Below are 14,388 nucleotides of genomic sequence, written 5' to 3'. Positions count from 1 at the left end.
CTGGTTGTAGTCTCTACCGAACTTCCTTCGCCCAATAGGTAAAAGAGCTCATCGGTGCTGAGTGTACGTGAACATAGTAGATCTTTAGTTGGCCCAGAGAAATGTTACCGGGGACCTCAAAGACAAATTTGAACTCCTCTTCCGCCTTGACATCAAAAAGCTGAGCTTTCCGATCCATTGGAGCTGTTTCCCTTACATGCTCAACGATATCCTCTTGAAAATTCCAGTAGTCTGGTTGCCATTCCCCCTTTGTATAGCGAAGAGGTTGTACTGGGATATCCTCTGGAGTATAAAAAACGAGAAAATCTGTGCCGAATTGATAGGGTTCCAGACGAGTGTTCCATTTTCCTTTAACGATAAATTGTTGTCCCTCTTGCTCCAACGACAAATCTAGGGCAGACGGCTTGGATTCATAAAACGCCCAAAAGTAAAGTCCGACAACGGCCCCTACAATGAAGACAGGAAGTCCTACGGCGATGGAACCACTAATCCAGCGACGCCGACTGAGGAGAAAAATTCCCCATACTAAAGAAAAACATAAAATAAGACCCATTCCTAAAACATAAAATGAAAACAATGATGTCCTCCTCTTTTTCTACCTCACGTAAAAAATATAATCTGTGTTCACGGGTTCAAGGCCTGAAGCTCTAAGTCTCGTATTGATCTGCCCCCGGTGGTACTGGCCATGCAGCGCAACATGAATCAAAATATCGTCCAAGCGAGTTTTGAACGCTGTTCCTTTGCTATTAACATAGGAAACCGTGTCCTTCAATTGGTCGTCGGATAGCTGATCGAAGAGCTTTTGAAAGTCTTCTTTATTTTTCTCCATTAGAGCAGAGCAGAATGAAAGATCCCCTTCTGGCCATATCGAAACTTGTGACGTATCCCTTCCAACAATTCGTGACACCCAAACTTGCTCAGCCTGCAGGATGTGCGCAAATAGACGAAGTCCCTCTAGATGCTCGGCTGTTTCTAGGGCTTCTAGAATTCTTCGATTCGCCCAATCTAAGTGCTCGTACATCTTCCTCACGGTGTTCATCCCAATTCCCCCATATGCTTAGTCTTCCTGGCTCGCTTTAATTACGATGCCATTAGTAATTTTAACTAACTGATCAAAAGAGATCGGTTGCAAGGACTCCGCAATCCCTGCAGCGGTATAGACCTTATCGAACCGCTGGATGGACTCATCAATGTAGATAGGGATATCTTGTCGCAGGGCAAAAGGACAAACCGCACCGACTTGAAATCCTGTGACCTCCACCACCTCGTCCGGACTCGCCATCTTTTGTTTTTTTCCACCCAGTAAGGCCTTTACCTTTTTCGGATGAACCCGTACATCGCCCGCAGCAACAAATAAACCATAATTGTCTTCATTTGAACGAAATAGGATCGCTTTAGCGATTTGACCTACTTCAACTCCAAGCTTGTTGGCCGCCTCTTCAGAAGTATGTAACTTCTCTTCAAAAACCAGAGGTTGTAAACCATGTGGCTTTAGAAAATCACGAACACGCGCAATCGGCATAACTTTTCCTCCCTTAATAGTCACAAGCTTATTAAATCATCTTTTCCCAGTATAAAAGAATATCACTATAGTTATCCAGTATGAATTGTAAAATATGGCTACATCTTCCTGTCCATATGGACGGTTTACCAAGTATAAAAAAGACTTCGCAGCTCTAAGAAAAGCATACGAAGTCGCTACAACTTGCCATTGCCATACTCACATTCCGAGCAGCCCTCTAGTTTCTTGAGGTGTCATAATGGGTCGTTCATAAGCCTGAGCTATATGAATAATCCTTTGCACCAAATCCTCATTCGTAGCCAAACGTTGATTTTTCTTATTCAGCCAAATATTATCCTCTAACCCGATACGAACACCGTCCGCCAGAATGACCCCTAAGGCTGTCATCTCTTTTTGGCTTTCCCCAAGCCCTGTTATTGAATAATAACAGGGAGAAGGCAACTCGGAAATCATCAACCCAAGATGATTAATATTCGCTTGCGCACTAGCTACATTGCCAAGAAGAATATTAAAATAATAAGGTGGTTCGAGTAACCCTTTTTTGATGAGGTACTTAGCAAAGTTAATCATTCCCAGATCAAATACTTCTAGTTCCGGTTTTATTCCTTTTTCAGCCATTTTTTCAGCCAATTTCATGATCATGAGTGGAGCATTCATGCTCTCGCTCTGTATAAAGTTTAATGAACTCAGCGTCAAGCTTGCCATATCCGGCTTAAGGGGACCATCTAGATCTAGCACCTCGGCACGTTTTGAGAATTCCGGAAAGTTCCGGCCGCTTGTGGATACACAAAGAATAAGGTCTTGATTGTGTTCTCTAACCCCTCTGATAATTTCACCATAGACCTCTTTATGATAGGTTGGAATTCCATGAGAATCACGAGCGTGAAGGTGGGCAATGGATACGCCCAAAGGAGCACACTTCAAAACATCTTGTATAATTTCTTTTGGGCTTATGGGGACGTGAGGAGTCATGGCCTTTGTGGGGATCATACCTGTCGGGGCAAAATTAACGATTAATTTCTTCATGGGTTCGGATTCCTTACTATTGGCTTAGCCGGAACCCCAACTACGACGGTCTTCGGAGGAACATCCTTAATCACCACCGCCCCAGCTCCTACAAAGGCTCCCTCTCCGACCGTTACATTCATTACGACCGCGCCCATACCAATAAAACAGCCCTTTTTCAACACAGATCTTCCTCCAATAATCGTTCGCGGACTGATATAGACATCGTCTTCCACCGTAACATCATGACTAATCGTACTATTAAGCCGAACAATGACGTTATTTCCTATTTTCGTATTCTGACCAACCACACTTCCTTCTGGCAGGACCGTACCAACTCCTATGGTCACTCGATTAACATCGACGGAAGGATGAACCAACGTCGCCATCTGACAATCATTCGATTGCAATTTTTTGGCATATTTTCTCCCCCGTAAGAGTACATGTGAATGGGCACGGAGAAAATAGTTATCCTTATCCTTCGCTAGTTCGGAAATCCATTTCGTTCCACCCACAATGGGATATCCGCATAAATAACCTTTATAATACTTATACCTTGGGTTATGGATAAACCCTTTGACGTTCCAGGTTGGCTCCACACGGTTGATCGCATCAATTAGTTTGAAATCGACATAGCTAATGCCAACGATATAAAGATTTTTCATCTCATCACCTTTCCTTCAGATACAACCTATGAGAACAAATTCATTTCTATGAAACTCAGAATGAACCTTATAGTTTAAACTATGAAATAAATTGCTCAATTGCTTGGATGTTTATATATGATAGAACCGCCCTTTGAACAGAAAAATAAACAAGTGATCAACCTTTTATGGGTGACCACTTGTTAAAGAATTTCTAAGATAGCTCTGATTCTAGTTTGGATAACAAAGCAACCACTGTATCTGAAGCTATTTGCAATTCTTCAAATGCACTCTGAGCTCCTACTAGGTCACCTTTTTCATAACATTCGACCGCTTGTTTTGCATAGTGATGCACGGATTGGTGAGGGACTTCTAATTCTCTGAACATTGGAAGGTTCTTTATTTTAGGTGGTAATTCCCCATAATACCAATTCCCCAATCTGCATGTCTGATAAGAAGCAGCTTGTTGCGGCTCAAACGTGTCCAGTCCTAATAGCATGTTATAAATTTTCCACTTCCAAAGAAGATGATCCGTTCTAGCTACTCTAATGAGATCTTTAGAATTTAATCTTACATTGATATCAAAGAAGGCAATACGGTATTGATCCATCTGCTTACTTAGATGATAAATCATTTCGGCTGTTTCCTTGGCCACTCTTTGAGACTGAGCACTCCGATCAAAAATGTTCGTGTTTCGTTCCGCAATGTCTAGGATCGTAGCGGTTTGTTCTTCGCTCATCGCGGCAATCTGGGAAGTGGCAAGGTTAATTTCTTGCATGGTTGACACAATAACTCCCAACTCCTCCCCTGCAGAATGAGCCTCTTCTACACTTTTTACAACGAGATTCTCAGTCTGTTTGATTTGCTGAGTGACCTGATTTGATACCCTTCGCAAGGATTCCATGTTGGATGTAATTTGAATAATTTGCTCTTTTGTATGTTCTGCCAATTTTCTAACTTCCGAAGCCACAACCGAAAAACCTCTTCCATGCTCCCCTGCTCTTGCTGCCTCGATACTGGCATTCAGTGCAAGCAAATTGGTTTGTTCCGCAATTTCACGAATAATCTTAACTACACCTTGTGTATGTTCGATTTCTTGATCAAGTTCGTTGACTTGTTCTACGACTTGCTCATAAACATGACCGACCTGTTGAATGTCATTCAACGCTCTGTCTATTACTTGTTTACTCTGTTCTGCCGACCGCACCGCTTCTTCTGTTCCCTCAGCTACTTTTACAGAATGCTCAGCAACCTCTTGTATAGAGGCACTCATTTCTTCTGTAGCAGCTGTTACATTATGAGTTTCCTCAATCTGCCTGTCCATGCTCACAATGAGTTGCTTCGTTGTATCAAGGCTTGTTGTACCATTGAGCATATCAGATACTCCAAATAAGAAGGATTTAAACGTTTCTTCCATATATACTTCAACGATAAGCTGTTGATCATAGGCCGCTAATTTTTGTATAGCTAGAACGGACTGCACCATTTGATGAGGCTTATGGTTTAATTTCTCCATTAAGATCGATGTCATCATTTGAATTAACAAATGATGAGCAGATATGAAATGTTCAGCGGTCAAATAGATACGGCTATGTACTTGTCCAATCATCATTCTTGTCATAATGTATTCCTGATTGACCTCAGCTTGAAGAAACTGTTCTAGGTACCTCTCCATCGTCTTACTCAAACGGTCAACACTAGTATGTTTTAGAATGATCTTATTAAGATGTTCTACAGATTGAATATACTCATAGAATTGCTCTACAATCTCCTTCTTAAAGGGAAGAAGATATTCTGCAGCATCTTTTACTTGTAGCAATGTATCTTGATTAATACCCAAAAACACCAACCGTTCTTTAGCTCTCTCACCTACTTGGGCAATATCCGTTGAACGAGAAAAATCCATATATTCATTCCATGCTTTTGGTTTTTTTGTGAAAATCCCCATCTTTACCACCCCGATTTGTAATCTATTAAGTACGAATGAAAATAGACAATAAAAAACCGACCACGATATGAAAAAGGGTCGGTTGCACTACTCACTCCTAGCCATTCTGATCCTCGTTACCACAATTATACACCAATTAATCTCGCATATAAAACTATTATACTAGATGATCATAGTTATTTATACCCACAAAGAGTTCGTATTTATCTAGAAGTTCTCATAAGATACGAGGCATAACGCAAGGCTTGTCGATTCGCTAACTTAAAGAGGTCAAGCCTACCTATTTGCCTAAAAATCTTCCTTCCCGGCTTATCATTTGCTTCAATGATCCAAATGTCACCGTGGATGTCGATGCCAAAGTCTAATCCTAATTCCATCATCTTTCCATAGTTTTCTTCAATGGTTCGCGCTACCAAATGACTTAATTCATGGCATTTAAGAAGGATTCTCTTTCCTTTCTTTTTCCCAAATAGAGGTCGTAGAACAGCTGAGCATTCTTTTCCGCTTCCCCCACCATGAAGATTGGATACCGGAATCTGTCGTGCACCGATACGCATTGCTTCCCCCGTAATCTGCCAATACCCTCTTTCATTTTTTTGAATGAGGACGCGAAGGTCGGCAACCCGATCGGGTAGTAAATATAGAAGCAGACCTTGTTGGATAACAAAAGGCGAACGATCTACCCAGCGATCCATCCAATTAAAGACTTCTTTTTTCGCTAGCAATCGACGAATCTGCCTTTTTCTGTTGATTTGCCCAACGACTAGGTATCCTTTCCTGCGACGTTCTATTCTTACAATGCCTCTCCCCCATGTCCCGTTCATGGGTTTTACATAGAGTAGAGAAAACTTTCTCAACATCTTCCTCAGCGTATGGCGATGATAGGGGCGCGTCTCTGGGAGATGCTGACGCAGTTCTCGAACATCATGGAGAACGTGATGAATCTCCCATTTTCCTGGTAGTTCTTGCTCGATAAAAGGCAGGAAAGAATGCTTCCTTATACGTTTATAGAGTCTAGATTTAACATTAAAATATTTATCAATCACTAAATCCGGCCAGTCAAAACTCCTCTTGACCCATCTACCAACCTCTGTAAGTGCATACCCCATTATTTTCCTTCTTTTAAAATGAATATCTCGTAGGGAGAAAACAAAGAGCAGATGTTCTATCCGTCGATTTTCTCTGAATAACGGCCGAAACACATCCAGGTTGCCTGGTGTAGTAAGGACTCCAATCACAACTCTTTTATTCAAACCAGTTCCCCTCCTTACATCTAGAATTAATTTCTCTATTATTCTATGAATTCTCTATCGGTGTTGCTTGGATGATTGGCATCACTATGATTTCCACGCATCCTGGTAGGCTAGCAAACAAGCACTTCTAATCTGCTAGGAATATGGTACTAAAAACAAGAAATGAGGGATCGGGGTTGTTAAAACATAAGGTCATTCGCAATAAGATGAGAATTGCACGCGTGTTAATGAAAGATCCATATCTATCTTCGTTCATTCCCGAAACAGCTTGGTTTAGTATAAAAGAGTTAGAAAGAATGCTAAAGAAGTATAAGGTTGCTTATGTAAAGCCTAATAAAGGTCTTCAGGGTGAGGGAATCATTCGTATAAAATCTCTCCCTAATAAAAAATTTGAAATCTCTTATAGCAAAAAAACAAAAATAAAAAAGTTTGACTCCATGGTAAACAAAGTGATCAAACTTCTAGACAAAAGAAGAGATTATTTAATCCAACAGGGATTAGACTTAGCTACTTATGAAAATCGACCCTATGATTTTCGTTTCCTCCTCGTTAAACATCTAGATCGTTGGCACTTGACTATGAGCTCAGCCAAGGTAGCTGCGATGAAAGATTCTATAGTCACGAATGTAACCTATAACAGCAGATGGCTGCCGCCAGATGAACTTCAACACTCTATCTATAAGGTTCTTAACGAAAGCGATCAGACGATTAACCCCATGGCAACTTTACGTGAACTTATGGACCTTTCCTATCAAATCGCCAATACACTCGGAGGACAATTCCCTTTTTATATGCTAGGTTTAGACCTAGCCGTTGATAAGAATGGAAGTATATGGTTCTTTGAAGCCAATACGAGCCCTGCCATTAAACCTATGAAAAAAGTAAATGATCCAAAGTGGTTTGCGATCGTGAAGACTGCATTAAAAGATATCGAGATCCAAACTTAATTTTGTGAAAGCTTCACATATTTAGAATACGGAGGTCTTAGAATTGTTGAAACATCAATTTATCAAAAGCAAAATGAGGAAAACCAGACCATTACTTGATGATCCAATGCTATCCAAATATGTACCGGAGATACACTGGTTCAGTGCTGAGCGTTTAAAAAAAATGCTGCACAAACATACAACGGTCTATGTAAAACCAGATGAAGGGAGCCTTGGGATGGGGGTAAGGCGTTTAGAGCTGGATGACTCTAAATGGAAACTTACAGATAGAAAATCCTCCAAAAAACTATCTCCCACTAAAGCCATAAAAACTTTAATAAAAAAGTTTAATCCAAATGAATCCTATGTTGTTCAACAAGGAATCAAGTTTTTGACTTATAAAGGGCGTCCTTTCCATATCCGTGTGGTCATGCAGAAACCAATGAATCGCTGGCAAGTCTCTATGATGAGTGCCATTATTGGCAACAAGAAAAACGCATTAACTACGAATGTCGCACGTGGTGGTGACGAACTCCCCTTAGAATTCATCATGCATCATAAGGATCAAAATTGGAGCCCCATGAATACGTATCGAGAGCTGATTGACCTATCGCACCAGATCGCTGCAAGGCTTGGATCCACATTACCGCTTCTTGTAGTTGGTCTGGATCTGGCTATTGATCAGAGAGGAAGAATATGGTTCATTGAGGCGAATACGAGACCGGACATGTCGGGGATGAAGGAGCTAAATGATAAAATATCTTTCAAAAAGTATCTACGAGCTAAAAAATGGATAAGTAGGATTTGAGAAAAATCAAAATCCATTAAAAACTATTGCTCCAGAGACTCCTCTGGAGTATCCTTAAATTAACATTTATCTGATAGGAAAAGGAAACTATGAACAATCGCAAGAACATACTTGCAGCTACTCTCTTCGTTCAAATTTTAATAATCCTCTTTCAAGCTGTGTCCTTAGCCGAAGAGCTAACACCACGAGCAATTAATGGAAATATTGATCTCTCTTACGAGCAAGTGCAACAGCTGCCCCTACAAGGGGAATGGGAATTCTATTGGAAGCAACGCCTAGAGCCAAAAGACTTTAAGAGTTCCAATACTCTTCTGCCGGACTATATAGAAGTTCCTTCCTCTTGGAAGGGGAAATCAATTGGTGCAGAAACTTTGGGCTCTACAGGCTTTGCTACCTACAGATTACAACTCTATATTGATCCCGCTGAAACAGGACAAGAAAAGGTCCTTGCTCTTGGCAATGTGGGTAGTGCTTATGAAATCTGGATTGACGGTGTAAAGCGAGGAGGCGCAGGCTCAGTTGGCATTGTTGCTTCCGAAGAGGAAGCGAGTCTACAAATTAACCATTATCATTTTATCCCTACCAATGAAGTCATTGAGATTGTCATTCAGGTCTCTAACTTCTCCTACCGTAAGGGAGGAATCTATACTCCTATCACCTATCAAAGTCCATCGGACGTTTTGCAATCCACTTTAAAAACTGAGATAGATTCCTTCCTCATCATTGGTGGTCTCCTTTTTATGGGAGTATATAACTTGATTATTTTCACTGTAACGATCAAATTTCAGCGTGACTTACTCATGATCGGATTGGCTTCTGTCTTTATGGCGATTCGTTCTTTCCTCATTAATGATTATTTATCAACTTTATTATTATCAGACCTTCCCTTATCGATGATTAAAAGAATGGAATACATAGTAGAAATGGTCTCTTTTTTATTCGTCATTCTGTCCATGCGCTTCTTGTACCCTAAAGACATACATCCGTTGATGGTAAAAGTAACCTATGTTTACGTCTTGCTTTGTGGTGTGTACAATTTGTTTGCTCCTACCCTGGTATTTACACAAACAATGATTTATCAGTTCCTTATTATGGTTATCATTACAGCCTATTTCCTTTTCTATGTTGGCCTATTAGCGTTTATCCGCAAGAGAGAGGGTGCCATCTTTACTATAGTTGGCCTTATTGTGCTCATTCTTGGCATCCTGAATGATGTCCTTTCCTCGGCCCTAATTATTCCTTCTTTATTTGAATTAGAGTTCAGCTTTCTCCTATTCATCATGCTTCAAGGAGTTATTGTTTCCTATCGTTATTTAGCACTATCGAAGCGTAACCAATCATTAAATGATCGATTACTAGAAATGAATGAGCAGTTGGAAGGAACCGTGGAACAGCGCACCTTGCAACTAATGGAGAAAAATAAGGAACTTGCGCAAGCAAATTTGAAACTTGAAGCCTTGAGCAGCACCGATGGATTGACAGGATTACCTAATCGAAGACAATTGAACAGTGTGCTTGAAGACGAGTGGAGCAAAGCAGCAGAAAAAGGGAACTCCCTTGCAATCATGTTAATCGACATTGATTATTATAAAAATTTTAATGACACTTACGGTCATCTCTCTGGGGACGATGGACTTAGACTCGTTGCTAGGGTCCTCATGTGTCAGGTGAAAAACAGCGATATTTTTGCCGCTCGCTATGGCGGTGAGGAATTTATGGTCCTTATATCCGAGGCTACTCATGAGAAGGCCTATCAAACAGCCGACTCGATCCGCCAGTCCGTCCAAGATTTACGAGAGCCTCATCAAACCTCCCCCTTTGGGTTTCTGACCGTTAGTATCGGTGTGGCCATAGGAGGACCACATAACTTCACGAGACCTGAGATGTTAATCGAGCGAGCTGATAAGGCACTCTACCAAGCCAAAAAGGATGGCAGAAACAAGGTCGTTGCCTAGGTAAAAAACATGTACAAAAAGATAGGGCTCCCTAACAAATTTGGTAGGGAGCCTTGAGTATTGCCTTAGTAGTTATAGATTTTTTTCCCATCCACCTTGAATCGAAACGAACCAATGGAAACTTCAACGGAACCACCTCTCTGCAGTGCGAAAACGGCTAGATAGTATAGAGCTAGGAAAAATATACTGAGACCGCTTCTACTATGAAAGGAGGGACTGGTGTTAGTCTTTTCTAGTTGTGTAATTCTAGTAAGTGAACTCATGAAGAACGCTCCTCTGTTTCAATGATGAACTCTTGAATCTGTATTCAACAGAGGTTATGAGATTCCCTTCCTCAAATTTATGTTTTTTTCTTACTGAACCAAAGCTAGTAAATCCTCCGGTTGATGGACCAAATAATCTGGAGCTCCTTTTACGAGAAGGTCTAGTGAATCATATCCCCAGGTCACAGCTGCAATAGGCACCTTAATTTCTTGACAAGCCAAGATATCCCGATGTTCGTCCCCCACATATAGAACTTCTTCTGGCCGAAGTTCATGCCTTTTAAGATAACGTTCTAGCACTTTTGCTTTTCCGAAAATTCCTTTTGTTGTTTGTACTTCATCAAAAATACTTAAATCGTTAAAAGCGAGGAAACTTTGGATGTTTTCCTTTGAATTTGAGGAAAGTACGGCAAGCGTATACCCTTCCTCCTTCAGTGTATGTAGTACGCGCAGCATGTTGGGAAATGGCTTCATCAACTTAACCGAATTTCCTAATCCTTTTTTTACATCCAATGCTAACAACGGAAGCTTGTATAATGGAATTTTCATATAATCTAGTCGTTGCTTAATCGTCATAGTACGCAAATAGTTAATGTCCTCTATCTTAACCTGCTGAAAACCGCGTTTCCTAGCAACCTGGTTAATCATGTCGATGAGAAAATGGGATGAGTCCGCGATCGTTCCATCAAAATCAAAAACAATATGCTTCTTCATGGCTTACTCCTTCCTGCCTACCTTTAATTTCTATAGTATAAAGGGGTTCAAAGTGAACTTCAAGGAAGGGTAGCTGTCCCACATCTAAGCTAGTGATATCACGGTTACGAAATGGTGATCGTCCCTTAATGTTCTACGATAAAAAAGTAGAGGCATACCCCAAAACGGGTACACCCCTCTATAAGTTTGTCAACCTCCCCTTAAAGATGAAACAAAGCTCTCCATACGATCCATAGCCAGCTGTAAATTCTCTAAGGAGCAAGCATAGGAAATCCGTATATATCCCTCACCAAAATTGGAGAAAGCACTTCCTGGTACGGTTGCCACCCTTGCATCTTGCAACATTTGGGTAGCAAACTCCGTTGAACTTAAACCAAATTCCCGGATGGAAGGAAACATATAGAAGGCTCCATTTGGTTTAACCACCTCAATTCCCATACCAGTCAAACGATGGTAGACATAATCTCTCCTTTCTCGATAGGATTCTCTCATAAGTCTTACATATTCTTCTCCTAGATTAAGAGCATCCAAGGCTGCATATTGACCAATTGAGCTAACACAGCTGACATTATATTGATGAACCTTAAGCATTTCTCTTGCCAAATATGCAGGAGCCAACGCATACCCCACTCTCCATCCTGTCATGGAATGAGATTTGCTTAAGCCATTGATCACGATGGTTTTTTCACGCATATTACTCAAACCAGCGATGGATACATGCGTATTGTCATACATAAGCTCACTGTAAATTTCATCAGAAATTAAAAAGATTTCTTTATCTTGAAGAAGTATAGCAATAGCTTCCAACTCTTTTACTCCCAGACTACATCCAGTAGGATTCGAAGGAGATACGAGTAGAATACAACGCGTCTTGTCCGTGAGCTTTCTCTCTATCATATCGGCAGTTAGTTTAAAGTCATTGATGGACGTATCCACATAGACAGGTACCGCGCCACTTAAGGTGATTAAGGGTTCGTAACCTGAATAAATTGGTGCAGGTAATATCACCTCTGAGCCTTCCTCGAGGATAGTACGGAATGTGACATCTATCGCCTGCGTTGCACCAACGGTTACAATGACTTCTTCAAGCGGATCATAAGATAGGTTATAGTGAGTTTTATAAAACTCAGCAATAGCTTTTCGGAGTTCTGCAATTCCGGCATTTGGTGTGTACTCTGTTTTATTTGTGTTAATGGCCTGACAGCCTGCCTTCTTAATCGGCTCGGGTGTCGGATAATCCGGCTGTCCAATGGTCAAGGATATAGCATCAGGATATTGCGCCACTAAATTCGCCATTTTCCGTATACCAGAAACTTCTATACTTTTTACATTCGACCGAATCAAATGTTGCATTTCCAGCCCCCTAGTTATAAAGATGACAGGACACCCAATGATCTTGTCCCAATTTTACTGATTTCGGAACTATCTGCTTACAGGAATCCATCACTTGTGGGCATCTGGTGTGAAAAACACAGCCTTGTGGTAGATTAATAGGGGAGGGCATATCCCCTTTCAAGACGATTCTCTCTTTTTTCACCTTAGGATTAGTGTTAGGAACTGCTGACAATAAGGCTTTGGAATAAGGGTGAGAAGGATTAGAAAAGAGAACATCTGTCGGCGCTTCTTCTACCAGGTTCCCAAGATACATCACTCCGATCCGGTCGGAAATATGCCGCACCACACTTAGATCATGTGCAATGAACAAATAGGTCAAATCAAACTCTTTTTTTAAATCCAAGAATAAATTAAGAATCTGGGACTGGATGGATACATCCAAGGCGGAAACTGGCTCGTCGCAGACAATGAACTTCGGATTCACCGATAAGGCTCTAGCAATGACAATTCTTTGCCTCTGACCCCCTGAGAATTCGTGGGGAAAACGGTCATAATGGTCCGGACTCAAACCTACCTTTTGCATCAGTTCGAGAACCCGATCTTTTCGATCTTCCTTCTTACCAATATCAAAAATATCCATCGGTTCCTGAATTGCCTTCCCGATCCTTTTTCTTGGATTAAGAGACGAGTATGGATCTTGAAATACAATTTGCATCTCTTTACGTAGCAATCTCATTTCTTGTTCATCGGCTTTCAAGATATTCTTCCCATTGTAATAGACTTCCCCTGAAGTGGGCTCTAGTAGACGTAAGATCATTCGTCCTGTGGTACTCTTTCCACAGCCTGATTCTCCCACTAAGCCGTAGGTTTCGCCCGCCAGTAATTCAATGGAGAAACGGTTAACTGCTCGAACGATGGACTTCCCGCGTCCAAACCCTTGTTGTTGCTCAAAGTTCTTTACGACATTCTTTATCTGAATTAGGGGTTCTTGACTAGATATGACTGATTGCATGACCTTCTCCCCTTTCTAAAGCGATTTTTTCAGAATGCCAACAGCGAACCTTATGATTTGGGGCAACTAGTTGAAATTCAGGTGAGTTCTCTATACAATGCTGGTCTGCATAAGGACATCTGGCTGCAAATCGACATCCCGTTGGAACATGGTGTAAGGAAGGAACCATACCTTCTATTACGTGCAACTTCCCACCCCGAGGAGTGTGTTCATCTGGTATTGATTTCATTAATCCGATCGTATAAGGATGCTTGGGGTTCTCAAATAATTCTTCTACGGAAGCTTCTTCAACAATTTGTCCAAGATACATAACAATCACCCTAGTACAGACTTCAGCCACGACACCTAAATCATGAGTTATAAGCACAATTCCCATATCAAGTTGTTCTTTTAACTCTAGCATGAGATCCAGGATTTGCGCCTGAATTGTAACATCTAGTGCAGTCGTTGGCTCATCAGCAATTAAGAGCTTGGGTTGACAGGCCAGCCCCATCGCAATCATAACTCGTTGGCGCATCCCTCCTGAAAGCTGATGAGGATATTCATGAACCCGCCGTTCAGGTGAAGGAATTCCTACAAGCTTCAGCATATGGATAGCTTTTTCCCATGCCTCTTTCTTCGATAACTTCTGATGCAAAATAATAGACTCTGTTATCTGATCTCCGATAGTATACACTGGATTCAGTGAAGACATTGGATCCTGGAAAATCATGGAGATCTCATTCCCGCGTATCTGCTGAATATCATCAAGCGACAACGAGAGAAGGTTCTTTCCTTCAAAACGAATCTCCCCTTCTAGCTTCACACTGCTAGTCGCGCCAAACAAACGCAGAATAGATAGAGACGTAACACTCTTCCCGCAACCCGATTCCCCAACGAGCCCAAGTGTCTCACCAGCATCCACGTGAAAGCAGACCCCATCTACAGCTGTCACTTGACCCTGCTCCGTCCTAAAATGGGTCTTTAGATTATCTACCTCGAGTAAACGATGGGGCTTCATTCT

At 41.3% G+C, this 14,388-nt stretch carries 15 protein-coding genes; 3 read left to right on the top strand and 12 right to left on the bottom strand.

Going from position 1 to position 14,388, the window contains the following annotated elements:
• Nucleotides 1-13: 13 nt before the first annotated feature.
• The 7 genes from EIZ39_RS13675 to EIZ39_RS13645 form a co-directional block, all read right to left on the bottom strand.
• A complete protein-coding gene (locus tag EIZ39_RS13675) occupies nt 14-577 on the bottom strand; it encodes a hypothetical protein (protein ID WP_129200538.1) in 564 nt (187 codons plus the stop codon).
• Nucleotides 578-595: 18 nt separating this feature from the next.
• A complete protein-coding gene (locus tag EIZ39_RS13670) occupies nt 596-1,039 on the bottom strand; it encodes a DinB family protein (protein ID WP_129200537.1) in 444 nt (147 codons plus the stop codon).
• 18 nt (nt 1,040-1,057) lie between these two features.
• Complete coding sequence (locus tag EIZ39_RS13665; RefSeq protein ID WP_129200536.1) at nt 1,058-1,522, bottom strand: YbaK/EbsC family protein; 465 nt, start codon at nt 1,520-1,522, stop codon at nt 1,058-1,060.
• 198 nt (nt 1,523-1,720) lie between these two features.
• A complete protein-coding gene (locus EIZ39_RS13660) occupies nt 1,721-2,548 on the bottom strand; it encodes a beta-keto acid cleavage family enzyme (protein WP_129200535.1) in 828 nt (275 codons plus the stop codon).
• On the bottom strand, nt 2,545-3,192 hold the full coding sequence (locus EIZ39_RS13655; protein ID WP_129200534.1) for an LbetaH domain-containing protein: 648 nt from the start codon (nt 3,190-3,192) through the stop codon (nt 2,545-2,547). The genes EIZ39_RS13660 and EIZ39_RS13655 overlap by 4 nt, the downstream gene beginning before the upstream one ends.
• Nucleotides 3,193-3,385: 193 nt before the next feature.
• A complete protein-coding gene (locus EIZ39_RS13650; RefSeq protein ID WP_129200533.1) occupies nt 3,386-5,119 on the bottom strand; it encodes a methyl-accepting chemotaxis protein in 1,734 nt (577 codons plus the stop codon).
• A 203-nt stretch (nt 5,120-5,322) separates the two neighbouring features.
• On the bottom strand, nt 5,323-6,372 hold the full coding sequence (locus EIZ39_RS13645) for a YheC/YheD family endospore coat-associated protein (RefSeq protein WP_129200532.1): 1,050 nt from the start codon (nt 6,370-6,372) through the stop codon (nt 5,323-5,325).
• A gap of 176 nt (nt 6,373-6,548) precedes the next feature.
• Here EIZ39_RS13645 and EIZ39_RS13640 point away from each other — a divergent pair, with 176 nt between their 5' ends.
• From EIZ39_RS13640 to EIZ39_RS13630, 3 genes are all read left to right on the top strand, one after another.
• A complete protein-coding gene (locus EIZ39_RS13640; RefSeq protein WP_164985088.1) occupies nt 6,549-7,319 on the top strand; it encodes a YheC/YheD family protein in 771 nt (256 codons plus the stop codon).
• Between the two features lie 43 nt (nt 7,320-7,362).
• The gene (locus EIZ39_RS13635; protein WP_129200530.1) at nt 7,363-8,106 is read left to right on the top strand and encodes a YheC/YheD family protein; all 744 of its coding nucleotides are present in this window, start codon (nt 7,363-7,365) and stop codon (nt 8,104-8,106) included.
• A gap of 89 nt (nt 8,107-8,195) precedes the next feature.
• A complete protein-coding gene (locus tag EIZ39_RS13630; protein WP_129200529.1) occupies nt 8,196-10,061 on the top strand; it encodes a diguanylate cyclase domain-containing protein in 1,866 nt (621 codons plus the stop codon).
• 65 nt (nt 10,062-10,126) lie between these two features.
• On the opposite strand, the gene EIZ39_RS13625 is transcribed toward EIZ39_RS13630, so the two are convergent.
• The 5 genes from EIZ39_RS13625 to EIZ39_RS13605 all read right to left on the bottom strand — a co-directional run bounded on the left by EIZ39_RS13625 (nt 10,127) and on the right by EIZ39_RS13605 (nt 14,385).
• Nucleotides 10,127-10,324 (bottom strand): hypothetical protein, encoded by a 198-nt coding sequence (locus EIZ39_RS13625; protein WP_129200528.1) that lies wholly within the window; start codon nt 10,322-10,324, stop codon nt 10,127-10,129.
• Between the two features lie 90 nt (nt 10,325-10,414).
• Entirely contained in the window at nt 10,415-11,038 is a 624-nt protein-coding gene (locus EIZ39_RS13620) for an HAD hydrolase-like protein (RefSeq protein ID WP_129200527.1), read from the bottom strand.
• 189 nt (nt 11,039-11,227) lie between these two features.
• A complete protein-coding gene (locus EIZ39_RS13615) occupies nt 11,228-12,391 on the bottom strand; it encodes an aminotransferase A (protein ID WP_129200526.1) in 1,164 nt (387 codons plus the stop codon).
• 10 nt (nt 12,392-12,401) lie between these two features.
• On the bottom strand, nt 12,402-13,385 hold the full coding sequence (locus EIZ39_RS13610) for an ABC transporter ATP-binding protein (RefSeq protein WP_129200525.1): 984 nt from the start codon (nt 13,383-13,385) through the stop codon (nt 12,402-12,404).
• Nucleotides 13,366-14,385 (bottom strand): ABC transporter ATP-binding protein, encoded by a 1,020-nt coding sequence (locus tag EIZ39_RS13605; protein ID WP_129200524.1) that lies wholly within the window; start codon nt 14,383-14,385, stop codon nt 13,366-13,368. The genes EIZ39_RS13610 and EIZ39_RS13605 overlap by 20 nt, the downstream gene beginning before the upstream one ends.
• Nucleotides 14,386-14,388 lie beyond the last annotated feature (3 nt).

Source organism: Ammoniphilus sp. CFH 90114 (genome assembly GCF_004123195.1).
In the GTDB taxonomy this organism is placed as follows: domain Bacteria; phylum Bacillota; class Bacilli; order Aneurinibacillales; family RAOX-1; genus YIM-78166.
This window is presented reverse-complemented; position numbering and strand designations above follow the sequence as displayed.

Excerpts from the sequence above, each read along its gene's own strand:
- EIZ39_RS13655 (WP_129200534.1), bottom strand. The coding sequence starts at position 3,192 with ATGAAAAATCTTTATATCGTTGGCATTAGCTATGTCGATTTCAAACTA.
- EIZ39_RS13630 (WP_129200529.1), top strand. The coding sequence starts at position 8,196 with ATGAACAATCGCAAGAACATACTTGCAGCTACTCTCTTCGTTCAAATT.
- EIZ39_RS13605 (WP_129200524.1), bottom strand. The coding sequence starts at position 14,385 with ATGAAGCCCCATCGTTTACTCGAGGTAGATAATCTAAAGACCCATTTT.
- EIZ39_RS13660 (WP_129200535.1), bottom strand. The coding sequence starts at position 2,548 with ATGAAGAAATTAATCGTTAATTTTGCCCCGACAGGTATGATCCCCACA.
- EIZ39_RS13610 (WP_129200525.1), bottom strand. The coding sequence starts at position 13,385 with ATGCAATCAGTCATATCTAGTCAAGAACCCCTAATTCAGATAAAGAAT.
- EIZ39_RS13620 (WP_129200527.1), bottom strand. The coding sequence starts at position 11,038 with ATGAAGAAGCATATTGTTTTTGATTTTGATGGAACGATCGCGGACTCA.
- EIZ39_RS13625 (WP_129200528.1), bottom strand. The coding sequence starts at position 10,324 with ATGAGTTCACTTACTAGAATTACACAACTAGAAAAGACTAACACCAGT.
- EIZ39_RS13665 (WP_129200536.1), bottom strand. The coding sequence starts at position 1,522 with ATGCCGATTGCGCGTGTTCGTGATTTTCTAAAGCCACATGGTTTACAA.
- EIZ39_RS13615 (WP_129200526.1), bottom strand. The coding sequence starts at position 12,391 with ATGCAACATTTGATTCGGTCGAATGTAAAAAGTATAGAAGTTTCTGGT.
- EIZ39_RS13670 (WP_129200537.1), bottom strand. The coding sequence starts at position 1,039 with ATGAACACCGTGAGGAAGATGTACGAGCACTTAGATTGGGCGAATCGA.
- EIZ39_RS13650 (WP_129200533.1), bottom strand. The coding sequence starts at position 5,119 with ATGGGGATTTTCACAAAAAAACCAAAAGCATGGAATGAATATATGGAT.